Source organism: Streptosporangium carneum, from assembly GCF_027922005.1.
In the GTDB taxonomy this organism is placed as follows: domain Bacteria; phylum Actinomycetota; class Actinomycetes; order Streptosporangiales; family Streptosporangiaceae; genus Streptosporangium; species Streptosporangium carneum.
The window spans coordinates 1,197,368-1,220,526 of record NZ_BSEV01000001.1 but is presented as its reverse complement, the minus strand read 5'-3'; the positions used below and the strand labels follow the sequence as shown (position 1 = coordinate 1,220,526).

At 67.6% G+C, this 23,159-nt stretch carries 21 protein-coding genes and 1 pseudogene; 8 read left to right on the top strand and 14 right to left on the bottom strand.

Annotated features, from left to right (window positions below):
* Positions 1-277: 277 nt before the first annotated feature.
* Both PKF00_RS44485 and PKF00_RS06025 read right to left on the bottom strand, forming a co-directional pair.
* Positions 278-952: a type II toxin-antitoxin system RelE/ParE family toxin gene (locus tag PKF00_RS44485; RefSeq protein ID WP_309298374.1), complete on the bottom strand. Its 675-nt coding sequence runs from the start codon at positions 950-952 to the stop codon at positions 278-280.
* Between the two features lie 457 nt (positions 953-1,409).
* Positions 1,410-1,508, bottom strand: a pseudogene (locus PKF00_RS06025) (peptide-methionine (S)-S-oxide reductase MsrA); the annotation flags it as partial.
* 40 nt (positions 1,509-1,548) lie between these two features.
* Here PKF00_RS06025 and PKF00_RS06020 point away from each other — a divergent pair.
* From PKF00_RS06020 to cutA, 3 genes are all read left to right on the top strand, one after another.
* Positions 1,549-3,069 carry a recombinase family protein gene (locus tag PKF00_RS06020; protein WP_271216323.1) on the top strand — a complete coding sequence of 507 codons (1,521 nt, stop codon included), beginning with the start codon at positions 1,549-1,551 and terminating at the stop codon, positions 3,067-3,069.
* A gap of 650 nt (positions 3,070-3,719) precedes the next feature.
* Positions 3,720-5,144, top strand: a complete 1,425-nt coding sequence (locus tag PKF00_RS06015; RefSeq protein WP_271216322.1) for a replication initiator — start codon at positions 3,720-3,722, stop codon at positions 5,142-5,144.
* Positions 5,145-5,153: 9 nt separating this feature from the next.
* Positions 5,154-5,471, top strand: a complete 318-nt coding sequence (cutA, locus tag PKF00_RS06010; protein WP_271216321.1) for a divalent-cation tolerance protein CutA — start codon at positions 5,154-5,156, stop codon at positions 5,469-5,471.
* Here the strand turns inward: cutA and PKF00_RS06005 are convergent.
* Positions 5,410-6,729, bottom strand: a complete 1,320-nt coding sequence (locus PKF00_RS06005; protein WP_486389266.1) for a helix-turn-helix transcriptional regulator — start codon at positions 6,727-6,729, stop codon at positions 5,410-5,412. The two genes, cutA and PKF00_RS06005, sit on opposite strands and share 62 nt — an antisense overlap.
* A 290-nt stretch (positions 6,730-7,019) precedes the next feature.
* On the opposite strand from PKF00_RS06005, the gene PKF00_RS06000 reads away from it, so the two are divergent.
* The 3 genes from PKF00_RS06000 to PKF00_RS05990 are packed head-to-tail and all read left to right on the top strand — an operon-like array spanning position 7,020 to position 8,030.
* Positions 7,020-7,334 carry a hypothetical protein gene (locus tag PKF00_RS06000; protein WP_271216319.1) on the top strand — a complete coding sequence of 105 codons (315 nt, stop codon included), beginning with the start codon at positions 7,020-7,022 and terminating at the stop codon, positions 7,332-7,334.
* A gap of 10 nt (positions 7,335-7,344) precedes the next feature.
* A complete protein-coding gene (locus tag PKF00_RS05995; RefSeq protein WP_271216318.1) occupies positions 7,345-7,665 on the top strand; it encodes a hypothetical protein in 321 nt (106 codons plus the stop codon).
* Complete coding sequence (locus PKF00_RS05990; protein ID WP_271216317.1) at positions 7,662-8,030, top strand: hypothetical protein; 369 nt, start codon at positions 7,662-7,664, stop codon at positions 8,028-8,030. Before PKF00_RS05995 ends, PKF00_RS05990 begins: the two co-directional genes overlap by 4 nt.
* A 700-nt stretch (positions 8,031-8,730) precedes the next feature.
* Here the strand turns inward: PKF00_RS05990 and msrA are convergent.
* A complete protein-coding gene (gene msrA, locus PKF00_RS05985; protein ID WP_271216316.1) occupies positions 8,731-9,393 on the bottom strand; it encodes a peptide-methionine (S)-S-oxide reductase MsrA in 663 nt (220 codons plus the stop codon).
* A 137-nt stretch (positions 9,394-9,530) separates the two neighbouring features.
* On the opposite strand from msrA, the gene rarD reads away from it, so the two are divergent.
* A complete protein-coding gene (gene rarD, locus PKF00_RS05980; protein WP_271216315.1) occupies positions 9,531-10,439 on the top strand; it encodes an EamA family transporter RarD in 909 nt (302 codons plus the stop codon).
* A gap of 76 nt (positions 10,440-10,515) precedes the next feature.
* Here the strand turns inward: rarD and PKF00_RS05975 are convergent, their stop codons facing one another.
* Positions 10,516-10,944 carry a MarR family winged helix-turn-helix transcriptional regulator gene (locus PKF00_RS05975; RefSeq protein WP_271216314.1) on the bottom strand — a complete coding sequence of 143 codons (429 nt, stop codon included), beginning with the start codon at positions 10,942-10,944 and terminating at the stop codon, positions 10,516-10,518.
* A gap of 71 nt (positions 10,945-11,015) precedes the next feature.
* On the opposite strand from PKF00_RS05975, the gene PKF00_RS05970 reads away from it, so the two are divergent.
* On the top strand, positions 11,016-11,417 hold the full coding sequence (locus PKF00_RS05970; RefSeq protein ID WP_271216313.1) for a RidA family protein: 402 nt from the start codon (positions 11,016-11,018) through the stop codon (positions 11,415-11,417).
* Between the two features lie 85 nt (positions 11,418-11,502).
* Here the strand turns inward: PKF00_RS05970 and PKF00_RS05965 are convergent, their stop codons facing one another.
* The 9 genes from PKF00_RS05965 to PKF00_RS05925 all read right to left on the bottom strand — a co-directional run bounded on the left by PKF00_RS05965 (position 11,503) and on the right by PKF00_RS05925 (position 23,133).
* The gene (locus PKF00_RS05965) at positions 11,503-12,498 is read right to left on the bottom strand and encodes a polyprenyl synthetase family protein (protein ID WP_271216312.1); all 996 of its coding nucleotides are present in this window, start codon (positions 12,496-12,498) and stop codon (positions 11,503-11,505) included.
* 14 nt (positions 12,499-12,512) lie between these two features.
* Complete coding sequence (gene nuoN, locus PKF00_RS05960; protein WP_271216311.1) at positions 12,513-14,066, bottom strand: NADH-quinone oxidoreductase subunit NuoN; 1,554 nt, start codon at positions 14,064-14,066, stop codon at positions 12,513-12,515.
* Positions 14,063-15,610: an NADH-quinone oxidoreductase subunit M gene (locus tag PKF00_RS05955; RefSeq protein WP_271216310.1), complete on the bottom strand. Its 1,548-nt coding sequence runs from the start codon at positions 15,608-15,610 to the stop codon at positions 14,063-14,065. Before PKF00_RS05955 ends, nuoN begins: the two co-directional genes overlap by 4 nt.
* Positions 15,610-17,451, bottom strand: coding sequence for an NADH-quinone oxidoreductase subunit L (gene nuoL, locus PKF00_RS05950; protein WP_271216361.1), 1,842 nt, complete (start codon positions 17,449-17,451; stop codon positions 15,610-15,612). Before nuoL ends, PKF00_RS05955 begins: the two co-directional genes overlap by 1 nt.
* A gap of 70 nt (positions 17,452-17,521) precedes the next feature.
* Complete coding sequence (gene nuoK, locus PKF00_RS05945) at positions 17,522-17,818, bottom strand: NADH-quinone oxidoreductase subunit NuoK (protein WP_271216309.1); 297 nt, start codon at positions 17,816-17,818, stop codon at positions 17,522-17,524.
* On the bottom strand, positions 17,815-18,786 hold the full coding sequence (locus PKF00_RS05940; protein WP_271216308.1) for an NADH-quinone oxidoreductase subunit J: 972 nt from the start codon (positions 18,784-18,786) through the stop codon (positions 17,815-17,817). The genes nuoK and PKF00_RS05940 overlap by 4 nt, the downstream gene beginning before the upstream one ends.
* Complete coding sequence (gene nuoI, locus PKF00_RS05935) at positions 18,779-19,294, bottom strand: NADH-quinone oxidoreductase subunit NuoI (protein ID WP_271216307.1); 516 nt, start codon at positions 19,292-19,294, stop codon at positions 18,779-18,781. The genes PKF00_RS05940 and nuoI overlap by 8 nt, the downstream gene beginning before the upstream one ends.
* A complete protein-coding gene (nuoH, locus tag PKF00_RS05930) occupies positions 19,281-20,630 on the bottom strand; it encodes an NADH-quinone oxidoreductase subunit NuoH (RefSeq protein ID WP_271216306.1) in 1,350 nt (449 codons plus the stop codon). The genes nuoI and nuoH overlap by 14 nt, the downstream gene beginning before the upstream one ends.
* A 7-nt stretch (positions 20,631-20,637) precedes the next feature.
* On the bottom strand, positions 20,638-23,133 hold the full coding sequence (locus PKF00_RS05925) for an NADH-quinone oxidoreductase subunit G (protein ID WP_271216305.1): 2,496 nt from the start codon (positions 23,131-23,133) through the stop codon (positions 20,638-20,640).
* Between the last annotated feature and the right edge of the window lie 26 nt (positions 23,134-23,159).

Here is a 23,159-nt window from a genome sequence, read left to right as displayed (position 1 = left end):
GCAGCGCTCCGCGCCGGGCGGCGCGGAGCGCTGCCGCCTTGACCTTGACCTTGTGATGAACCTTGTGATGAAACTCCTCGCCGGAAACGGCTCTGGCCCAAGATCGACACTGGATGGACCGGGTGACCTCGGGCCAGGATTCGGCTATCGCCGCAGTTCTACGCGTCACCAGAGGTCAGGCCCACCGGGCAGGCGCGCCCGTTCCGCCAACGCTGCAGTAACCCGCGAGGTGTCGGCAGCATGACGACAGGTTTCCTGTCGGCGTTGGGGCCTCAGCTCAAGCAGCGGGAGCCCGTGGCGTCAGGCGGACCTCGACATCCGCGTCCAGGGCACGCGCCAGACGCTCCAGAACCGGCAACGTGGGAATGGTCCCGCCCGCCTCGAACCGCGCCACGGCCGACTGCGTCATGCCTGCCGCACGAGCCAGGTCGTTCTGACTCCAGCTTCGCCCCTCACGCATCCCCCGGACCGTCTTACCTAGTTCGTAGGCGAGACGTGTGGCCTCATAGGCCTCAGCCGCGCCCGGCTCGACCATCCGACGATCTCTGAGCTCTCGCCAGCTCCCCTGCTCGCTCATGCTGTCTCTTCTTCCTCGTCGACCTGTCTCTTCTTCCTCGTCGACGGTGTGCGCCAGTTCGACACAGCGACGCATGGCTCGCCGAGCCCGCTCAACCTCACGTTCATCACGCATCCGCGTCTTGTGAAACACGGTCAAGAGCACGATCCGGCGATGAGGTGCGATCCAGTAGGTGATGCGCATGGCGAACTCGTCAAGATGAAACCGGAGCTCACGTAGCTTGCCGTCAAGCTGCTTCGTGTAGGGCTCCCCCAGTAGGGGCCCTTCCGCCGCAAGCAGTTCAACATAGAAAGCCGCCCTCGCGAACGATGCCGTAGGTAGACCTTCAAGCCACTTCCGAACTTCCGGTTCCAGTTCTACGGTACCCCAGCTCATAGCGTTGATGCTATGGGCCACACTCCCATCGCACTCTGCTTTCAACCGAACACAGTCGCCTACCGAAGGAGCATCTTCGGTGAGGACGACGGCGGAACCGGACGATCAACGAATACGGCTCACGCCCACAAGGTGAGCGAGAGCCGTACGAGTGGACCCCGGAAGCCCGGAACCGCCGCAAGCGACGCCGTCGGCGTCACCCCGTCGCTCAGCCCCTGGCACGTCCTTGCGGGCTCGTCCATGCCCTTTGCCGGTGACGACGACAACTAGTCACACACTGCGAATCGGCCCTGTCGTTCTTCGGAGCAGCGGGGCCGTCGCATACGTGAAGGCGGCGGCGCGGAGCGCTGCCGCCTTGACCCTGTAATGGAACTCCTCGCCGGAAACGGCTCTGGCCCAAGATCGACACTGGATGGACCGGGTGACCTCGGGCCAGGATTCGGCTATCGCCGCGGTTCTACGCGTCGCCGGAGGTCAGACCCACCGGACAGGCGACGCCCGTTCCCCCGATCCCGCAGTAGCCGTTGGGTACTTTGTACAGATATTGCTGGTGGTAGACCTATCGCTCAGGCAATAATTCCTGGCGGAGGTCCCCCATGACACAGGTCGGTCCGGCTGTCCCCGTCGTCTCCTACGCTCGCATTTCGGCGGACGTCAGGAGGGACGAACACGGAGTTCAGGACCAGCACAGGCTCAACCGCGAGACGGCTGAACGGCACGGCTGGACCGTCGTCCACGAGTTCACCGACAACGACAAGTCCGCAGCGAAGGCCGACGTGGTCCGCGACGACTTCGAGGCGATGCTCAAGGCCCTGCGCGTAGGTGAGCTTCCGGACGGTACAGCGGTACAGGGCGTCGTCATCGTCGCCGAAGACCGGCTCGCCCGTCGTCCCGGCGACTATGAGCGGTTCGTCGAGGCGATCACCTATCGGGACGGCCGAGTGTTTGCCGATGCTCGCGGGTCGAAGGACCTCTACAGCGAGGACACCGAGAGCATGGGCCTCTTCGGCGCGGTCATCTCGAAGATGGAAGTCCGAAAGATGCAACGCCGGATGCGCCGCTCCCACCGGACGCGGGCGGAACAGGGGATGCCCGTCGGCGGAACGCGCCCCTTCGGCTGGCTGCCCGACCGCCTGACGCTCGACCCTCAGGAGGCTCCCCTCGTACGGCAGGCCATCACGGACCTGGTCAGTGGTCGCTCGCTCCACTCGATCGCCACCCAGTGGCAGAAGGACGGCGTCAAGACCTCCCTCGGCAACCTCTGGACACCGAGTTCCCTCAAGGTCACGGTTACCAACCCCAGAGTCTGCGGTTGGCGGCAGATCAACGGAGAACTAGTCAGAGACGCGGAGGGAAACCCCGTCGTCGGGCAGTGGGAACCGATCGTCTCCCCTGAGCAGTGGATGGCGGTCAAGAACCTGTTCGACGCCCGCAAGGGCCACTACATCCACCGGGACGGGCGGATCGGCCATATCCTGGCGCGCGACTTCCGAGAGCCCAACTACCTGCTCACCGGTTTCCTCCGATGCGGGAGGACCAAGCCTGATGGCTCCCCTTGCAACACGTCCCTTCGAGTCACCCACAACAAGGACTGTGTCCAGCACATCTACATCTGTCCTGGCAAGGCAGTCGGTGGTTGCGGCGGTGTCGGCAGGCGCGGCGACATGGTGGACCTCTACGTCTCGGAAGCGGTTCTAGCCAAGCTCGAAGAGGTTCAGGTGGCGTCGCTAGCCGAACCTGCCGAGTGGGCGGGACAGCAGGAATACGAGGATGCGAAGTCCCGGCTCGAAGAACTGCGCAACCAGTGGGCGGCTGGAAACATCAGCAATGAGCTGTTCTTCTCCATGGCTCCTGATCTCGAAAAGCGCATCAGCCGTCTGCGCGCGGAGGGACAGAGCTTCACGGCGGCCACTGAACGTCGCCTGGCCCGCTCCACCACGGACGTGGCCGAGATCCGGCGGCGCTGGTACCTCCCCGAGGAAGAGGGCGGTCTGCCTCTGTCCATCAAACGGTCGTACATCCGCGAAGCCCTGCACGCCGTGATCATCTACCCAAGTGGTAAGGGTCGCAGGGCCTTCAACCCCGACCTCCTCGAACCGGTCTGGCGAGAGAGCTGAGCCACAAGACGTCCTGGACGTCCTCAGCACGCGGCGGGCCGTCACCTTACCCATAGGTGACGGCCCGCTTTCTTTTGACGCCGAGCGTACGGTGACAGCCGGACGTCTACGGACTCCGACGGACGTCACCGGACGCTGACGGACGTCTCCGCACAACCTTGAGCAGGGAACTTTGAGCGGTGTGAAAACGTTCTTCAAGTGGTACAACTGATCTACGTAAGAAGTCACCGACCCTCTCACGGCACGACACAGCGAACATCTCGAATATCTCGGCGAATTACCTCAGGCGCATATTAAATCCAGGCACATAGGTGTCCATCCAGAGCGCGCCATTCACTCTCTCGCCGCACTCCAATTTTGATCTTCTCGCTGCCGTGCACCACTCGCTAACGGCTGTCTTCGGGCTGCCCTGGTGACGGTGCGCGATGTCCTGACGTCTGGCGGGCGGTGGCTCCACCCACGAGGTTAGGAGTCACCCTGAACCCTAAAACCCCCCTGTCTGCCCGGGAGTGGGGCAGACAACAAGCCGCGCGGTCCCCCCGCTGGTCCGATGAGAAGTGGCAACGCGTCGCCGTCGTACTGGGCGTGAGCGTCGTCGAAGGGCACACCACCGCATCCTCGCCCGGTGATGCGGACGGGAGGGATGCCGCGTGATCCTGGATCACCTCTCGGGCGAGACGAGGGCGGCTCTCGAACGTGCGAGCATGCCGGACTTCGACCGGTGGCAACGCATGGTCTACGCGACCGGTGGGTGTGCTCAGCCAGTGCGTCTCCATGGTGAGCGGATGACCCTGGACGCCGCGACCGGTGAAGTCTTGGACGTCTACCGGACGGCCGACGAACCCACGGGCTTCCTCCTGACAGCCTGCGGCAATCGCCGTGCCTCCCGCTGCCCGGCCTGCTCGGCGGTCTACAAGGACGACACCTATCACCTGATCATCTCCGGCCTACGGGGCGGCAAGGGGGTTCCCGAGGGCGTGAGTGCTCACCCTCGGGCGTTCGTCACCCTCACAGCTCCGTCCTTCGGTGCCGTCCACGCTCACCGCTCGGGCAAGGACGGAAAGACGTTGCCCTGCCGTCCCCGGCGCGACGCCCCACTGTGTCCGCACGGACGGCCTGAGGGCTGCGGGGCACGCCATGAGCGAGAGGACTCCCGAGTGGGTCAGGCGCTCTGTGAGAGCTGCTACGACTACCGGGGGGCTGTGCTGTGGAACGCTCATGCGGGCGAACTGTGGAGGCGCTTCACTCAAGCGCTTCCGGCCGTCCTCGCCCGTCTGCTGGGGATGCCCCGTGGTCAGCTACGCCGAACCCTGCGCCTGTCGTATGCGAAGGTCGCCGAGTATCAGGCAAGGGGCCTGGTGCACTTCCACGCCGTCATCCGGCTCGACGGTCCCGACGGCCCGACATCGCCCCCTCCGTCCTGGGCGACGCTCGCTGTACTGGATGATGCGATTCGGCAGGCAACTGCACAGGTCACCGTTCCCGCCTCGGAACCGACCCCGGATGCTCCTCCTCCGGTCCTGCTGCGCTGGGGGCAACAGCTCGACGTGCGCCCGGTCTACGTCTCAGCCGACCTGGACGGCGTCAGCGATCAGCGGGTGGCGTCCTACGTGGCCAAGTACGCCACCAAGGGTGCCGAGTCAGCCGGGACGGTGGATCGCCGCATCCGGGACGCGGGCGACGTCGCCGGACTGACCGTGACCGAGCACGCCCGGCGCATGATCCTCACGTGCTTCGCCCTGAGCCACCTGCCCCAGTACCGGGACCTCCCGCTTCGGCAGTGGGCGCACATGCTCGGCTACCGGGGACACTTCTCCACAAAGTCCCGCCACTACTCCGTCACCTTGGGCGAGCTACGGCAGACCAGGGCGGAGTACCGGGCCGAACAGGCTCGGCTTCTCCTCGGCCTTCCCGACCCCGCCGAAGGCAGAACCGTCACTCTGTCCGAGTGGCGCTACGCCGGAAGCGGGCACCGGCACGGAGAGGCGTTCTGGGCTGAGGTGACCCGGCAACGCATCGCCACTGCTCGTAGCATGGCCAAAGAACGCGGACTACCGGCAGGCGAAGCGATCTAGGCTGACGGCATGACCGGCTACCTTCAGGTATCGACCACCGCCGACAGCCACGAGACGGCGATGAACCTTCTCCGCTCTGCGGTCCGCGCGAAACTGGCGGCATCTGGCCAAGTCTTCGGGCCTGCAAGCTCCGTTTTCTGGCATGAAGGAGAACTAGGGGAAGGCGAGGAGTGGCAGATATTTCTGAAAACGACCACAGAACGCTATCCGGAATTGGAAGCCCACTTGATAGCCGAGCACACGTGGAGCAAGCCCGAAGTCACCTTCACGACAATTGACGGTGGGTCGGCTCCATATCTGGAATGGCTGAGGAAGACGACAGCGTAGCCGTACGGTCGAACAGCTCGGTGACACACGGCAGCGATCGACGCTTGCCGAGCCGTCCAAGAACAGATTCGACGCGCTGGCGCGGGCGAACCGATGCGACATCTATCGAGAGGTCGAGCGATCGGCTTAGAACAGCCGACGCCTGTTCGACTTCTCCGACGCCCAAATAGGCTTCGGCAAGCCATGTCATGTACAAGGACTTGTCTCGTGCGTGGGTGTCGTCATATCCAGCGAGAGCCCTCTCAAGCACGGGAATGGCATTCTTCGGCCTGCCCAGAGCAACCCAGCAGCGTCCCGTCATGATCTGGAGTTCAAGTCGATCAACCCAGATTGCCCAATCGGGACCGGGCTCGCTCCTGCCCTCCTCAAGCGCTTCGCCTGCCTGCTCAAGGGACCTTTCAACCTCGGCCTGGTAGTGCTGCCCTTCTGAGGCATATGCCCACGCTGCCCTTTCCAGCAGTAACGCTCGGACTGTGGGAGGGGTCCCCGACTCCGCTATCCGACAGGAAGCGTCCGCTTCTTGAGTTCCCGGAGAACCTGCGCTCACTTTCTGGTAGGCCAGGAATGCGAGGGAGTTAGCGAGTAATGCGGTGTCTCCGGCGTCGACAGCGGCCGAGAGGCTTCTCTTGAAAAGCTGCCTTGCCTTGTTCTGCCATCCCGCGTCGAAGGCAGCCCAACCTGCTTGCTGCGCCTGTTCGCTGATCACACCCAGCAGTGCTCGCCCCGTTGCCTCCGTATAGCTGGCCTCGTTGACGAGTACGCTCGTCCTTTCGAGTTCGGCAGCATAAAGGGGGTATGTTTCCGCACCGCCCAAATAGTCGTCGATACGACGCAGCCGAGCGAAGCGCCTGCGGAGGGACACCACAAGCTCGTCATTGACGCGTCGTCCTCGGGAGAGGTCGCCGAGCGGCATGGGAACAGCAGTGATTCCTATGGCGGCAACAGATGCACTGAGGAACTCTCTGCGAAGCACGTCGTCCTCCTCACGTCCGGCAGACGGCCCGGCCCCCTCATCGAACAGCTCGTCTTCGCTCACTCCAAGAACTCGGCAATAAAGCAGGCGGTAGGGATCTTTAGGCTTATGCCTGCCTGCTTCCCAGTCCTTGATCATACGAGTGATGGACTGCCGCGCGGGCAGGCGGTCACGGGTGCGTTCGTCGGCGGCCTCGGTAAGCGCGCGCGCCATTTCTCTTTGACTCCACAGACGGTTACGCCGTTCAGCTCGCAACCGTTGTGCCCAAACAGGAGCGTTGCCCATCGTGTTGCCTCTAGGGGTAGGGAACATGGCGGCCTACCTCAGTCTCCTCCATTTCCCCTGTTCGGGCTCTCCCTGTTTCGCTTCTCTCCCCTAGTCTCCCCTGCTCCGCCCTGTCTCTGCACAGCGTTAAGGCGATGACATGAGAGGGCCTTGAACAGCGGGACCCGTAGGCGCTGACACGCGTACGGGTCCCTGGTCGCACGTCGGAGGTGCAACCTGTGGGTGACTTTAGAGTCCCGCGCGCTACCAATATGCAAACAACAGAAAATCAGGACAAAGCCTTAGCTGTCGTGCAACGGCTTCTCAGGGAAAGGGACATCCGTGCTCGCCGTGAGTACACGATCAGCCTGGGACTGTTCGCCGGTCGCCCGGACATCGCCCAGCGGCCCGACAAGCCTCCTCTCCGGTCCTGGGAGACCCACCTTCCCCCAGTGCTGGCCCTGGTCGGGCAGGGGTGGCGGGGAGTCACCGTGACCATCGGGCCACGCACTGGCTCCTACCTGGTGTCCCTGCCCGGCACCGCCGACCCGCAGACCGTCGATCGAGAGCGGCCGGAAAAGGTCGTAGAACTGATCATGGCCGCTGGACCGCAGACGGCGACGTAGGGGGTGCTTCGTGTCTTCCACGTCCTACGGCTCGCGAGCGGAACGGGCGGCCGGTCGACTCCGTGACGCCCTGACCCGCCAGCGGATCGCTTCGCATGTCACCGCCGGTCACGGGCTGGCCTTGGTGTCGCTGTGGTACGGCCTGGTGGTCTGGTCGAACGGGGATCGGTTCTGGTGGTGCGACGGCTGGAACGAGCAGCTTCGACGACCGCGCTACGCCTCCCATCGGGCCAGTGAGCCGGACCGGGCCGCGCAGCGCATCGCCCGGCGTTACGCGCAACTGCACGCCCTGCACTCTCGCCCGGTGCCCGCGCAAAGGCCTCCGGCATGAGTGCGGCGACACAGGCGGTGTCTTCCTCCGGGCTGCCGGAGGTCATGATCCGGCCCGCCGCGCAGTTGGGCAACGGGTACGGCCTGCTGTTCGCGCAAGATCGTTACAACCCTTTCCAGCTCTCCCCGCTGCGGGGTGAGGACTGGCAGGCGGGCAGGTTCGCCTCGGGGCTGCTGTGGGCGCGGGTGGCCGATCTGGAATCCCTGCCAGGCGGGCAACGATGGTGGAAACCTCCGATCCATCCCGTCGCGCTGTACTGCGAGTTCACGGCGGGCGGCTCCATCGCCCTGATCGTTTCCAGTGACGCCCTGGTGGTGACGCGGCCCCAGCGGTCACCGTATCGGGTAAGCCGAATTACCCCCTGAAGCCGGTGCGGCGACACGGCCTTCCCCGTATCCACGTCGCCGCACCTGGTCAGAGAACCCCGTGATCACGTCGCCCCGCGCCGTTCGATGGCAACCCGACCCGGAGCGCAAGGCCGCCAGGCCTGAGCACCGGAAGCGGGGCGGCAGCCTGCTCTTCCCCACTCACCGACAGGAGATGACCCATGACATACGAGGAGAAGGAAACCGAGGTCACGTGCCCGGTCTGCGACACCGTGAACAAGATCACGGGCATGGGCAACTGCTCGGAGTGCAAGACGGCGTTGCTCGGCACGTGACAGGTCGACCAGCTGGTCTGGTGGACCTGAGGAGCGCAGCGGCCGGCGTCAATCCGAAGGACCCCGAAGGGGCCGCGAAGCGGTTGAGGCCGGTGGCGGAGCGGCGGGCGGCAGTGCGGCACCACGGGCGGCGGGTTCGTTCGGTACGGCGGGTGGGCTCGTGCGGCGGGCGGCGTGGTCTGCCCGTGCGCGCTGGACGGCGCGGGCCGGGACCGGCCGCCAGGGCCGCATGCCCGGATCCGCTGGCCGGTCCGGCGCGGGCGGGCATGCCGCGCCGTGCGGCGGCGCGGAGCGCTGCCGCCTTGACCATGTAATGAAACTCCTCGCCGGAAACGACTCTGGCCCAAGATCGACACCGGATGAACCGGGCGATCCTGGGCCAGGATTCGACTATCCCCGCAGGTCTACGCGTCGCCGGAGGTCAGTCCGACCGGACAGGCGACGCCCGTCCCGCCGATTCCGCAGTAGCCGTTTTTGTTGCGCCAAAGGTACTGCTGGTGATAATCCTCCGCGAAGAAGTAGTCACCGGCTGGGGCTATCTCCGTGGTGATCTGGCCGTAGCCTGCCTCGTCGAGGACCTTCTGGTAGGCGTCCCTGGAGGCGAGGGCGGACTTCTCCTGCGCGGGCGAGTGGTAGTAGATCGCCGAGCGGTACTGGGTGCCGACGTCGTTGCCCTGGCGCATGCCCTGGGTGGGGTCGTGGGCCTCCCAGAAGATGCGCAGGAGTTCCTCGTAGGAGATGCGGGAGGGGTCGAACACCACGCGGACGGCCTCGGTGTGGCCGGTCTGGCCGGTGCACACCTCCTCGTAGGTGGGGTTGGGGGTGTGACCGCCCGCGTAGCCGACCGAGGTGGACACCACTCCGGGGGTCTGCCAGAACTTGCGCTCCGCGCCCCAGAAGCAGCCGAGGCCGAAGTCGGCGATCTCGGTTCCCTTGGGGTACGGCGGGGCGAGGGGCGCGTCGAGGACCGCGTGGCGCGCGGGAACCGCCATCGGTGTGGCTCGACCCGGCAGTGCGTTCTCCGGGGAGACCATGGAAGTCTTGTCCCTGCCGAACAGCCAACCCATGCTGCGAACCTCCTTCTGAACGTTCTCACCGGGTAGCAACCATCCGGGACACCCCCATGTTCCCGTAAGGATCACTTAACTATTGGGGAAGTATTACTAATTTGTGTTAAATACCGTAAGCAGTAAAAATAGGTGTCATGCCTGAATCGCGCCGTGGGGTCCTGTACGGCATCGCCGCCTACAGCATGTGGGGTCTGTTTCCGCTTTACTGGCCGCTTCTGAAGCCCTCCGGCGCCCTGGAGATTCTCGCCCACCGTGTCACGTGGTCTCTCGTCGCCGTCGTCGTGATTCTGGCGGTCCGGCGTCACTGGTCGTGGTTTCGCGAGTTGCTGCGCACCCCGAAGAAGCTCGGCCTCCTCGTGCTGGCCGCGGCGATCATCACGGTCAACTGGGGCGTCTACATCTACGGCGTCAACTCCGGGCACGTGGTCGAGAGCGCGCTCGGCTACTTCATCAACCCCCTGGTGAGCGTGCTGTTCGGCGTCGTGCTGCTCAAGGAGCGCCTGCGGCCGTGGCAGTGGGGCGCGGTCGGGCTGGGCACCGTGGCCGTGGTGCTGCTCGCCGCCGACTACGGCAGGCCGCCGTGGATCGCGCTGACGCTGGCCGTCAGCTTCGGCACCTACGGCCTGGTGAAGAAGATCGCGCAGGTCGGCGCCGCGGAGAGCATGACCGTCGAGACCCTGGTGCTGCTGCCGCCCGCGCTCGGTTACCTGCTCTTCCTGCAGGGGCAGGGCACCGGGACCTTCGGGAGCCTGGGGGCCGGTCACGCCCTCCTGCTCGTCGGGGGCGGCCTGATCACGGCGGTGCCGCTGCTGTGCTTCACCGCCGCGGCGATCCGGGTGCCGCTGACCACGATCGGCCTGCTGCAGTACATCGCGCCGGTGTTGCAGTTCCTCGTCGGCGTCTTCGTCGTCCACGAGGTCATGCCGCCCAGCCGGTGGGCGGGGTTCGCCATCGTCTGGCTGGCCCTGTCGGTGTTCACCTGGGACAGCCTGCGCGCCGCCCGTGAGGCCCGCCGTACGGTGCCGGAGCCGGTGACCGTCTGAGGAGCGCGGGCGCGCCCGCTCCGGAAGGTCGGCCGACAGGCCGGCGAAGAGGCCGGACAAAGGCGTCCGGAAGGGGCTAGGAGCCCCGTACGGCGGCGACCAGGGGCTTCAGGGCCGGGTCGGCGTCAGCCTGTTCCAGGGCGGCGGCGAGGGAGCGCTCGTAGGTGGGGACCGCCTCGGCGAGGCGGGTCCTGCCCTCTTCCGTGATGACCGAGTAGACCCCTCTGCGGTCGCCCTCACACAGGTCCCGCCTGGTCAGACCGGCCTGTTCGAGGCGGCCGACCAGCCGGGTGACCGAGCTCTGGTTGAGCCCGAGCGCCTCGGCCAGCTCCTGCATCCGCAGCTCGCCGTCGGAGGCCTCCGCGAGCTCCCCCAGCGCGCGGTACTCGGAGAGGCCGAGCCCGTGCCCGCGCTGCAGGACTCTGGCCAGTTCGGCCTCCACCTGGGCGTGCAGCAGCACGAACCTGTTCCACGACATCCTCAGGCCTCCCCTCCGGATCAGCACTTGACAGGATTCTACATGCACATACAACATTTGCTTGCACCTGCAAAAAATGTATGAGCAAGGAGATGGTCATGGTCCGCGAACGTGTGAGCACCACGCCCGACTGGTACGAGCCCTACGCCATCTCGCAGGCCGTCAGAGTCGGGGACCTCGTCTTCGCCTCGGGCCAGGCGGGGTTCGACGAGAACGGCCGCACCGTCGGCGACGACTTCGAGAGCCAGGCCCGCCAGGCGTTCGCCAATCTCGGCCGGGTCCTGGAAGAGGCGGGCTCCAGCCTCGCGGACGCCGTCAAGGTGACGATCCTCGTCACCGACCTGGCCCCCAACCTGGAGACCGTCATCAGGCTGCGCAGGGAGTTCTTCACCGAGCCCTACCCGGCGGACACCCTCCTTGAGGTCTCCCGTCTGGCCCAGCCCGACTGGCTGGTCGAGATCGACGCCACAGCGGTGGTGAGCCGCCCCGAGTCCCCCTGAACGTCCTGGAGCCCCAGACGTCCTTGAAAGACCCCCTCAGAACGCCCCAAATCCCTCTCAGGCGTCCTGGGGCCTCGGCAGGGTGTCAGCCGGAGCGCTCGATGACGTAGTCGCACAGGGCGAGGTAGGCCGCGCGGGCCGGGGTGTCGGGAAGCCCCGAGAGGTCCTCACGGGCCCGGTCGACCCAGGCGACCAGCTCCGCGCGGGCCCGGTCCATGGCCGGGTTCGCGCGCAGCAGGGTCAGGGTCTCCTCGACGTCCTCCTCGGCCACCGGCCCGGCCAGCAGGTCGCGCAGCCGGGCGTCCTCGGGCCTCTCGGACGCCAGGACGTACAGCACCGGCAGGGTGCGGATGCCCTCACGCAGGTCGGTGCCGGGCGTCTTGCCGGACTCGACCGACTCGGAGGCGACGTCGAGCAGGTCGTCGCCGAGCTGCCAGCCGACCCCGATGGCCTCGCAGGCCCGCGTCAGCCTGTCGACGATCTCCGGCGAGGCGCCGCTCAGCAGGGCGCCGAAGCGGCCCGAGGTGGCGATCAGAGAGCCGGTCTTGTCGGCCAGCACGTCGATGTAGTGGGCGACGGGGTCCTCGCCGGAACGGGGGCCGACGGTCTCGCGGATCTGGCCGCGCACCAGGCGGGAGAAGGTCTGCGCCTGGATGCGGATGATGTCGGGGCCGAGGTCGGCGAGGATCTCCGAGGCCTGGGCGAACAGGTAGTCGCCGGTCAGGATGGCCACGGTGTTGTCCCAGCGGGCGTTGGCCGACGGGGAGCCCCTGCGCACCGGCGCCTCGTCCATGACGTCGTCGTGGTACAGCGTCGCCAGGTGGGTCAGCTCGATCACCACGGCCCCGGGGACCACTCCCGGGGCCTGCGGCGAGCCGAACTGGGCGGCCAGCAGCACGAGCATGGCCCTGAACCGCTTGCCGCCCGCCTCGATGAGGTGCCTGGACGCCTCCGTGACGAAGGCGTCCTCGCTCTCGACCGAGGAGCGGAGCAGCTTCTCGACCTCGGCCAGCCCGTTGGCCAGGTCCTGCGCCAGCCGCTCGTCGACGAACGGGAGATCAACAACCGGTGGCGCAGCCATGAAGCCCTACTCCTCTAACGAATGAACAGCGCGGAGGCAGCCTGGTCCGCCAGAGTGAGCACCGGCTGCGGGAAGACCCCGAGCACTACCGTAGCCGCTGCTGCGAGAGCGACCACAGCCGAGGTGCCGACGCTGGGGGCCGCGATGGTCGGACCGTCGGCGGCGGGCTCGTTGAAGAACATCAGCACGATCACGCGGACGTAGAAGAACGCGGCGATGGCCGAGCTCACCACACCGACGACGACCAGCGGCAGCGCCCCTCCGCCGACGGCGGCGGTGAACACGGCGTACTTGCCGAAGAAACCGCTCGTCAGCGGGATGCCCGCGAAGGCCAGCAGGAAGAAGGCGAAGATGCCCGCGAGCACCGGAGCCCTCTTGCCCAGCCCCGCCCACCGGGACAGGTGCCCGGCCTCGCCGCCCGCGTCGCGGACCATGGTGACGACCGCGAAGGCGCCGACCGTGGTGAAGCCGTAGGCGGCCAGGTAGAACAGGATGGCCGACAGCGCCGACGAGTTCTGCTCGGCGGTGCCCGTGGCGATCACGCCGGTGAGCAGGAAGCCCGCGTGCGCGATGGAGGAGTAGGCGAGCATGCGCTTGATGTCGGTCTGGGTGATCGCCAGGACCGCGCCGACGATCATCGTGAGGATCGCGACGCCCCACATGAGCGGACGCCAGTCCCAGTCGAGGTTGCCCAGGGCGACCCAGAAGACCCGCAGCAGCGCGCCGAAGGCCGCGACCAGGACGGTCGAGGCCATCAGGGCGGTGACCGCGGTCGGCGCGCCCTGGTAGACGTCGGGCTTCCACGCCTGGAACGGCGCGGCGCCGATCTTGAACAGCAGGCCGACGGCGAGCATCGCCACACCGACGAACAGCAGGGTGTCCTGTCCGGAGACGCTGCCGAGCGCCGCGCTGATGGCCTTCAGGTCGACCGACCCGGCGTAGCCGTACAGCAGGGCCATGCCGTACAGGAAGAAGGCCGAGGAGAACGCGCCGAGCAGGAAGTACTTGACCGAGGCCTCCTGCGAGAGCAGGCGGCGACGGCGGGCCAGGCCGCACAGGAGGTACAGCGGCAGGGACATGACCTCAAGGGCCACGAACATCACCAGCAGGTCGTTGGACGCGGGGAAGAGCAGCATGCCGCCGACCGCGAAGAGCAGCAGCGGGTAGACCTCGGTCTGCGCGAAGCCGCTGCGGACCGCCTCCTCCTCGTCCACGCTTCCCGGAACGGCCGCCGCCTGCGCGACGAACTGCTCGTCGTCGTTGATCAGCAGCGCGCTGATGAAGGCCAGGATGAGGATGATGCCCCAGATGAACAGGGAGGGCCCGTCGACCGCGACCGCCCCCATGGCGGCGGCGGTGGTCGGCAGGCCGTTGGAGGCCGCCAGGACGGTCGTGACGAACGCGCCGAGCAACGCCAGGAGCGTGAGCGGCATCTGGATCGACTTGCGCAGGTAGCGAGGCGCGAACGCCTCGACCAGCACACCGATGATCGCCGCGCCGAACACGATCAGCATCGGGGACAGCAGCGCGTATTCGATCGTCGGAGCCGTGATGGTGGTGCCGTTCACTGCCCGGCCCCCTTCTTCTCGGCGACGGCCGGGTTGACGTGGACGTTGTCGATGTGGACGTTGGACAGCGTGTGGTCGACCGCCGGGTTGATGATGTCGAGCGCCGGCTTGGGGAAGAAGCCGAGGGCGATGATCACCGCGATCAGCGGGCCGACCACCCACCTCTCCCGGATGTTGAGGTCCGGGAGGCCCTTGACGGCTTCGGCCGTCGGGCCGTTCATCGTGCGCTGGTACATCCACAGGATGTACACGGCCGCCAGGATCACGCCGGTGGTGGCGATGACGGCCGGGACGACGTAGCGCTCGTAGGTGCCGAGCAGCACCATGAACTCACTGACGAACGTGGACAGACCCGGCAGCGACAGGCCGGAGAGTCCGGCGATCAGGAAGGTGCCCGCGAGCAGCGGGGCGACCTTCTGCACGCCTCCGTAGTCGGCGATCTGACTTGAGCCGCGGCGGTAGATCAGGAATCCGGCGATGAGGAACAGCGCGCCGGTCGAGAAGCCGTGGTTGACCATGTAGAGCGTGGCGCCCGCGCCCGCGTCCGTGGTCATCGCGAAGACGCCGAGCGCGATGAAGCCGAAGTGCGAGATCGAGGTGTAGGCGATCAGGCGCTTCATGTCGGTCTGGCCGATGGCCACGATCGCGCCGTAGACGATGCCGATCACCGAGAGCACGATCACCAGCGGGGTGAAGAACTTGGCCGCGTCGGGGAACAGCTCCAGGCAGAAGCGGAGCATGCCGTAGGTGCCGACCTTGTCCAGCACGCCGACCAGGAGCACGGCCGCGCCCGCCGGGGCCTGCGCGGCGGCGTCGGGCAGCCAGGTGTGGAACGGCCACAGCGGCGCCTTGACCGCGAACGCGATGAAGAAGCCCAGGAAGAGCCACTTCTGCGTGGTCGGGTCCTGGATGACCCCGATCAGCTCGGGGAACATGAAGGTGTTCTTCTCGGCGATCACGTAGAGCGCGATCACCGCGACCAGCATGAGCAGGCCGCCGAAGAGCGAGTAGAGCAGGAACTTGACGGCCGCGTAGGACCGCTGGGCTCCGCCGTACGACCCGATCATGAAGTACATCGGGATCAGCATGGCTTCGAAGAAGACGTAGAAGAGGAAGACGTCGGTCGCCGCGAAGACGCCGATCATCATCGCTTCCAGCACCAGCAGCAGCGCGAAGTAGGTCTTCACCGAGCGCTTGGGCGGGGCCGCCGCGCCGGTGCCGTCCGCGTCGTGCCAGGAGGCCAGGATCACGATCGGCACGAGGATCGCCGACAGCGCGATCAGCACCAGGGCGATGCCGTCGACGCCGACGCCGTAGTGAACCCCGAAGCGCGGGATCCAGTCGTAGACCTCGGCGAACTGGAAGCGGGTCTCCTTCGAGGCGCCCAGGGCCGGGTCGAACCTGGCCGCCATGACGCCGGTCAGGGCCAGCACGACCAGCGAGACCGCCAGGGCCAGCTGCTTGGCGAGCTTGTCACTCTTGACAAGGGAGACACCCACCGCGCCCACCACGGGCACGGCCATCAGGGTCGAGAGCCAGGGCATCACATGTTCCCTACGTAGAGCAGCGCGCCAACGACCACGGCGGCACCGAAGAGGATGGACAACGCGTAGGACCGTACGTAGCCGGTCTGGACGCGACGCAGCCGCCCCGAGGTTCCGCCGATCGCCGCGGCCAGCCCGTTGACCAGGCCGTCGATGCCGCGGTTGTCGAAGAACACCGCGATCCGGGTCAGCCACTGGCCGGGGCGCATGAACAGCGCCTCGTTCAGGGCGTCGCCGTACAGGTCGCGGCGGGCGAACGTGGTGAGGAACGAGCCGCGCGGGGCGACCCGGGGCACCTCTGCGGCGCCGTACCGGAACCAGGCGAAGACCGCGCCGACGGCGACCAGCGCGAGCGTGGCCAGACCGGCGGGGCTGACGAAGTGGAAGACGGGCAGTTCCTCGGGACGGCCGACGGCCGGGGCGAGGAACTGCATGAACCGGTTGTCCAGGACCAGGAAGCCGCCGAGGAAGATCGACCCGATGGACAGGATGATCAGCGGCACGGTCATGACCGCGGGCGACTCGTGCGGGTGGGCGTCGTCGGCCCAGCGCCGCTTGCCGAAGAAGGTCATGAAGACCATCCGCGACATGTAGAAGCCGGTGATGCCCGCGCCCACGACGGCGAGCCAGCCCAGGATCGCGTTGTGCTCGATGGCCGTCTCGATGATGCCGTCCTTGGTGAAGTAGCCGGACAGCAGCGGGAAGCCGATGATCGCGAGGTAGCCGATGATGAAGGTGATCGCGGTGATCCTCATCACCGGGAACAGGCCGCCGTACTTGCGCATGTCGACCTCGTCGTTCATGCCGTGCATGACCGAGCCCGCGCCGAGGAACATGTTGGCCTTGAAGAAGCCGTGCGTGATCAGGTGCGCGATGGCGAAGGTGTAGCCGACGGGGCCGAGGCCCGCGCCGAGCATCATGTAGCCGATCTGCGACATCGTCGAACCGGCCAGGCCCTTCTTGATGTCGTCCTTGGCGCAACCGATGATCGCACCGGCGAGCAGCGTGGCCACGCCGACGATCGTCACGACGAGCTGCGCGGTCGGGGCCGCCTCGAAGAACGCGCCGGACCTGACGACCAGGTAGACGCCGGCGGTGACCATGGTCGCGGCGTGGATGAGGGCCGAGACCGGGGTCGGGCCCTCCATCGCGTCCAGCAGCCAGGACTGCAGCGGCAGCTGGGCGGACTTGCCGCACGCGCCGAGGAGCAGCAGCAGGCCGATGGCGGTCAGCGTGTTCTGGGAGGCCTCACCGGCCTTGCCGAAGACCTCGCCGAAGGCGACCGAGCCGAACGTGGTCCAGACCGTGAAGATCGCGATCAGCAGGCCGAAGTCGCCGACGCGGTTGACGATGAAGGCCTTCTTGGCCGCGACCGCCGCGGAGGGCTTGAACTGCCAGAAGCCGATCAGGAGGTAGGACGCCAGGCCGACGCCCTCCCAGCCGATGAACAGGCCGACGTAGTTGTCCGACAGCACCAGCAGGAGCATCGCCGCCACGAACAGGTTCAGGTAGGCGAAGAAGCGGCGCCGGTCGGGGTCGTGCGACATGTAGCCGATCGAGTAGATGTGGATCAGCGAGCCCACACCGGTGATCAGCAGGGCGAAGCTGATCGACAGCGGGTCGATCAGGATGCCCATGTCGGCGACGCCGGGGATGAACTGGTACAGCTCATAGGCCCTGCGGCGCTGCTCCGGGTCCAGGCCGAGCAGCTCCATGAAGGAGGCGACGGCGACCACGAAGGAGGCCAGCGACATGGCGACGCCGAGGAGGTGGCCCCACCGGTCGGTGCGACGGCCGCCCAGCAGCAGGACCGCGGCGCCGATCAGCGGCAGCGCGATCATCAGCCAGGAGACCCCGATCACTCCACCGGAGTGCGGGATGATCTCAGCGGGAGATTCCACCGGCCACCTCTTAGTACTTCAGCAGGCTGGCGTCGTCTACAGACGCCGACCTGCGGGTTCGGAAGATCATCACGATGATGGCGAGGCCGATCACGACCTCGGCCGCGGCCACGACCATCACGAAGAACGCGATGAGCTGGCCGTCCAGGTTTCCGTGCTGTCTGGCGAAGGTGACGAACGCGAGGTTGCAGGCGTTGAGCATGAGCTCGACGCACATGAACACCACGATCGCGTTGCGCCGCGTCAGCACGCCGATGGCACCGATCGCGAACAGCAGCGCCGAGAGCACCAGGTAGTGGGTGGTCACTTGACGTCCTCCCGGTGAGCCGCTTCCTCGACGTCGCCGCTACGTGCGACGTCGTCCCGCACGGCGTCGTCCTGTACGTCCATGTCCGTCACGTCGTCCCTGACGACGTTGTCCTTCACGACGTCGTGCGCGCCTTCGCGCGCGGTGTCGTGCACGGCGTCGTCGTCGCGCGCCTCCTCGTCGCCGCCCCCGCCGGAGCCGTCCTCGACGAGGACGTCCTTGGCCAGGAGCTGCTTGACGATGGCGGCCTTGCGCGGGTCGGTCGGCGTGACGCCGGCCTCCTCGTCGTGCCTGGCGAGCACCCGGTTGATCGACTTGGGCGAGAGCGTGCCGTCGGGCAGCAGAGCCGGCATGTCGATGGCGTTGTGCAGGGCGTAGGTGCCGGGACCGGGCAGCGGCGAGGGCTGCGGGCCGCTGAAGCGGGCGCGGGCCAGGTCGCGCTGGGTGGCCTTCGGCCGCACGCGCTCGCGGTGTGCCAGGACCATCGCGCCGAGCGCCGCGGTGATCAGCAGCGCAGAGGTGACCTCGAAGGCGAAGACGTGCCTGGTGAAGACGAGCTGGGCCAGGCTGGGCACGTTGCCGCCCGCCTGCTTGACGGCGTTGCCCAGGCCCGCGGCCGGGGACAGCGTCACGTTGCCGATCCCCAGCGCGAGCAGGGCGGCGAAGCCCAGGCCCGCGACGGCCGCCCAGAAGCGCTGCCCCTTGATCGTCTCGACCAGTGAGTCCGCCGAGTCCACGCCGACGAGCATCAGCACGAACAGGAAGAGCATCATGACCGCGCCGGTGTAGACGATGATCTGCACCGCGGCGAGGAAGGGGGCGTCCTGGACGGCGTAGAGGACCGCCAGGGACAGCATGACCACGCCCAGCATCAGCGCCGAGTAGACCGCCTTGCGGCTGAAGACGAGGCCGAGGGCGCCGGCGACAGAGACGACCGCCAGCACCCAGAACGTGATGGTCTCACCCATTGTTTCGTCCCAGCCGGTAGTAGTCCTCTTCGGTCTCACCGAGACGCATGGCGTGGGGCGGGGCCTCCATGCCGGGTCCGAGCGGCGCGAGGAGCATCTCCTTGGTGTAGATGAGGCTCTCGCGGCTCGAGTCGGCGAGCTCGTACTCGTTGGTCATGGTGAGCGCGCGGGTCGGACAGGCCTCGATGCACAGGCCGCACAGGATGCACCGCAGATAGTTGATCTGGTAGGTGCGTCCGTAGCGCTCACCCGGCGAGAAGCGCTGCTCGTCGGTGTTGTCCGCGCCCTCGACGAAGATCGCGTCGGCCGGGCAGGCCCAGGCGCACAGCTCGCAGCCGACGCACTTCTCCAGGCCGTCCGGCCAGCGGTTGAGCTGGTGGCGACCGTGGAAGCGCGGAGCCGTGGGCCGCTTCTCCTCGGGGTAGTTGACCGTTTCGACCTTCTTGAACATCGTGTGGAAGGTCACGCCGAACCCCTTGACGGAGTTCAGCCAATCAGTTGCTCCCACTGGGAACCTCCTTGCGCGCCACCCCGTGGTAGTGCGGCAGGTCGAGCGGCGGCACAGGGAAGCCGCCCGCGGTCGGTTCGGCGTCCAGCTCGGCGAACTCCGCCTCGACCTGGGCGGCCTTGGCCTCCCTGCGCTTCTGCAGCACGCTGTCGAAGCGCCACCACAGCGCGAAGCACCCGAGAAGCACGACCCCGGCCAGGGCCACGACGAGCTGCCTGTTGACGCCCTGGATCTGGAAGGCCTTCATCGTGGCGACCAGGAGGATCCAGCCGAGGTTGACCGGGATGAGGATCTTCCATCCGAGGGCCATCAGCTGGTCGTAGCGGACTCGCGGCAGCGAGGCGCGGCACCAGATGAAGAAGGAGAAGACGAGCACCATCTTGAGGAAGAACCACAGCAGCGGCCACCAGCCGCTGTTCGCGCCGTCCCACATGGAGATCGGGAACGGCGCCCGCCAACCGCCCATGAACAGGGTGATCGACACCGCGGAGACCACGAAGACGTTGACGTACTCGGCGAGCATGATGACCGCGAACTTCAGCGAGTTGGAGTACTCGGTCTGGAAGCCGCCGACCAGCTCGCCCTCACCCTCGGGCAGGTCGAAGGGGACCCGGTTGGTCTCGCCCAGCATCGTGACGACGTAGACCAGGAAGGAGGGGATCAGCAGGATCATGTACCACGACGGCATCGGGATGGTCAGGCCGCCCAGTTCGAGCGCCTTGCCTCCCGCCTGCGAGGCGACGATCTCCGAGGTGGACAGCGTCCCTGCGTACAGGAACACGCCCACGAACGACAGACCCATCGCGATCTCGTAGGAGACCACCTGGGCGCTGGCCCGCAGGCCGCCCAGGATCGTGTACGGCGAGCGCGAGCCCCAGCCCGCGAGCACGATGCCGTAGACGCTGATCGAGGCCATCGCCAGCACCAGCAGCACCGCGACCGGAAGGTCGGTGAGCTGCAGCGGCGTGGTGACGCCGAACATCGAGACCATCGGCCCCATGGGGATGACCGAGAAGGCCAGGAAGGCGGGGACCGCCAGGACGACCGGGGCGATGAAGTAGATCACCTTGTCCACGGTCCTGGGCATCAGGTCTTCCTTCAGACCCATCTTCAGGCCGTCGGCCACCGACTGCAGGAGGCCGAACTTGCCCGCCCTGTTGGGGCCGTAGCGGTTCTGCATGCGGGAGATGAGCTTGCGCTCGAACCACACGCCGAACAGCACGCCCAGCATCAGGACGGCGAAGATGACGACGGCCTTGATGATGCTGATCCAGATCGGGTCCTTGCCGAAGTCGGCAAGGGAAGGATCGGCCGCCAGAAGCATGCGCGTATTCATTGGTCGCTCACCGCTCCTCATGCGCGTCGGGGGCGGCCTGCTCGCCGCCGCCCGGCACGCTCACTGCGTCGGGCTCGCTCCCGTGGGCATTCCCGATCTTGACGATGTCACCGGCCGTGGCGCGCAGGTCGCGGGTCACCGAGCGGCCCCCGGAGTTCGAGGGCAGCCACACCACCCTGTCGGGCAGGTCGGCGACCAGGACCGGCAGGCTCAGCGAGCCTCCCTCGGCGGTAATGGTGATCTTGTCGCCGTCCGCGACGCCGGACTCGGCCGCGGTCGCGGCCGACACCAGCGCCACACCGGCGCGGGCGGTGCCCGCGAGGTACGGCTCGCCGTCCTGCAGACGGCCGTCGTCGAGCAGCTGGTGCCAGGTGGCGAGGACCGCCTCCCCCTGTCCCGGGGCGGGCAGCGACCTGCCGGCCGCGTCCGGCGCCGCGGTGCGGGAGCCGCGCCACGCGCCGAGCGAGGCGAGCTCGCGGCGGGCGGCGGCGGGGTCGGGCAGGCCGAGGTGCACGTCCATGTGGTCGGCGATCGCGGAGACGACCCGCAGGTCGCTCATGATCCCCGGCACCGGGAGCGCCTCCTCGAACGTACGGCCGCGCCCCTCCCAGTTGACGAACGTGCCGGACTTCTCACTCACCGTCGCCACCGGCAGCACCACGTCGGCGCGGTCGGTGACCGCGCTGGGGCGCTGCTCCAGGCTCACGATGAACGGGGTGTTCTCCAGGGCCGCGAGGGCGGCCTCCGGGTCGGCCAGGTCGTAGGGGTCGACACCGGCGACGACGAGGGCGTCGAGCTCCCCGCCGAGCGCCGCCGCCAGGATGGCGGAGGTGTCGCGGCCCGGGGTCTCCGGCAGCGAGGTGACGTTCCACACCCTGGCCACCTCGGCGCGGGCGGTCTCGTCGTCGATCGGCCTGCCGATGGGCAGCAGGTTCGGCAGCGCTCCGGCCTCGATCGCGCCGCGCTCACCGGCTCGGCGCGGCACCCAGGCCAGGCGGGCGCCGCTGGTCTCGGCCAGCCGCACCAGCGCCGACAGCGCGCCCGGCACGGTGGCGAGCCGCTCGCCCGCGAGGATGATCGCCCCCTCCTGCCTGACGACGTCGGAGATCGGCGAGACGCCGGAGACGAGGTCCTCCACGGCGGCGGTCTCCGCGCCGGGAACCGTGCGCACCAGCGTGCCGCCCATCTTGGCGAGGCCCGCGGTGGCGAACGGCGCGATCGAGAAGACCTTCAGGCCCTTCTTGCGCCACGCCTTGCGCAGGCGCAGGAAGACGATCGGCGACTCCTCGTCGGGCTCGAAGCCGACCAGGAGCACGGCCGGGGCCTTCTCCAGGTCGCGGTAGCGGATCTCGATGCCCTTGCCCGCGACGGCGTGCGCGAGGAACTGCGCCTCCTCCGCGGAGTGGGGCCTCGACCGGAAGTCGACGTCGTTGCCGCCGAGCGCGGTCCTGGCGAACTTGGCGTAGCCGTAGGCCTCCTCGACGGTCACCCTGCCGCCGACGAGCACGCCCGCCCTACCGTGGGCGGCGGCCAGGCCCTTGGCCGCGGCGGCGAGCGCCTCGGGCCAGGAGGCCGGGACCAGGCGGCCCTCCTCGTCACGGACGAGGGGGGTCTTGAGCCGGTTCGGCTGGGTGGTGTAGGTGAAGGCCCAGCGGCCCTTGTCGCAGTTCCACTCCTCGTTGACCTCGGGGTCGTCCCCGGCCAGGCGGCGGGTGACCTTGCCCCTGCGGTGGTCGGTGCGCAGCGAGCAGCCGCTGGCGCAGTGCTCGCACGCGCTGGGCGTGGAGACCAGGTCGAACGGGCGGGCCTGGAAGCGGTAGGCGGCGCCGGTCAGCGCGCCCACCGGGCAGATCTGGATGGTGTTGCCGGAGAAGTAGGACTCGAACGGCTCGCCGTCGGCGGTCCTGACCTGCTCCTTGGCCCCGCGCTCGAAGAACTCGATGAGCGGGTCGCCCGCGATCTCGTCGGAGAAGCGGATGCAGCGCGCGCACTGCACGCAGCGCTCACGGTCGAGCAGCACCTCGGTGGACAGCGCGATGGGCTTGTCGAAGGTGCGCTTGTTCTCCTCGAAGCGGCTCTCGCCCTGGCCGTTGGACATGGCCTGGTTCTGCAGGGGGCACTCGCCGCCCTTGTCGCAGACCGGGCAGTCCAGCGGGTGGTTCAGCAGCAGCAGCTCCATGACGCCGCGCTGTGCCTTCTCCGCGACCGGCGAGGTGAGCTGGGTCTGGACGACCATGCCGGGGGCGACCTCGATGGCGCAGGACGGCTGCGGCTTCGGGAAGCCCCTGCCGTTGCCCGCGTCGGGGATGTCCACCAGGCACTGGCGGCAGTTCGCCGCCGGGTCGAGCAGCGGGTGGTCGCAGAACCTGGGGATCTGGATGCCGAGCAGCTCGGCCGCCCGGATGATCAGCGTGCCCTTCGGGACGCTGACCTGGAAACCGTCGATGGTGAGGGTTACCAGGTCTACCGGCGCCTGCGCCGGGGTGGTCGCTTCGACGGTCATGGCGCCTCCTCCGTCGGCCTCATGAC

Bases quoted from the DNA above. Each gene is read 5' to 3' on its own strand.
- PKF00_RS05990 (WP_271216317.1), top strand. From the start codon at position 7,662: ATGAGTGCGGCGACACAGGCGGTGTCTTCCTCCGGGCTGCCGGAGGTC.
- PKF00_RS05955 (WP_271216310.1), bottom strand. From the start codon at position 15,610: ATGCCCTGGCTCTCGACCCTGATGGCCGTGCCCGTGGTGGGCGCGGTG.
- msrA (WP_271216316.1), bottom strand. From the start codon at position 9,393: ATGGGTTGGCTGTTCGGCAGGGACAAGACTTCCATGGTCTCCCCGGAG.
- PKF00_RS05970 (WP_271216313.1), top strand. From the start codon at position 11,016: ATGGTCCGCGAACGTGTGAGCACCACGCCCGACTGGTACGAGCCCTAC.
- PKF00_RS05925 (WP_271216305.1), bottom strand. From the start codon at position 23,133: ATGACCGTCGAAGCGACCACCCCGGCGCAGGCGCCGGTAGACCTGGTA.
- PKF00_RS44485 (WP_309298374.1), bottom strand. From the start codon at position 952: ATGAGCTGGGGTACCGTAGAACTGGAACCGGAAGTTCGGAAGTGGCTT.
- nuoH (WP_271216306.1), bottom strand. From the start codon at position 20,630: ATGAATACGCGCATGCTTCTGGCGGCCGATCCTTCCCTTGCCGACTTC.
- cutA (WP_271216321.1), top strand. From the start codon at position 5,154: ATGACCGGCTACCTTCAGGTATCGACCACCGCCGACAGCCACGAGACG.
- PKF00_RS05940 (WP_271216308.1), bottom strand. From the start codon at position 18,786: ATGGGTGAGACCATCACGTTCTGGGTGCTGGCGGTCGTCTCTGTCGCC.
- PKF00_RS06005 (WP_486389266.1), bottom strand. From the start codon at position 6,729: ATGGGCAACGCTCCTGTTTGGGCACAACGGTTGCGAGCTGAACGGCGT.
- nuoL (WP_271216361.1), bottom strand. From the start codon at position 17,451: ATGATCGCGCTGCCGCTGATCGGCGCCGCGGTCCTGCTGCTGGGCGGC.
- PKF00_RS06020 (WP_271216323.1), top strand. From the start codon at position 1,549: ATGACACAGGTCGGTCCGGCTGTCCCCGTCGTCTCCTACGCTCGCATT.
- rarD (WP_271216315.1), top strand. From the start codon at position 9,531: ATGCCTGAATCGCGCCGTGGGGTCCTGTACGGCATCGCCGCCTACAGC.
- PKF00_RS05965 (WP_271216312.1), bottom strand. From the start codon at position 12,498: ATGGCTGCGCCACCGGTTGTTGATCTCCCGTTCGTCGACGAGCGGCTG.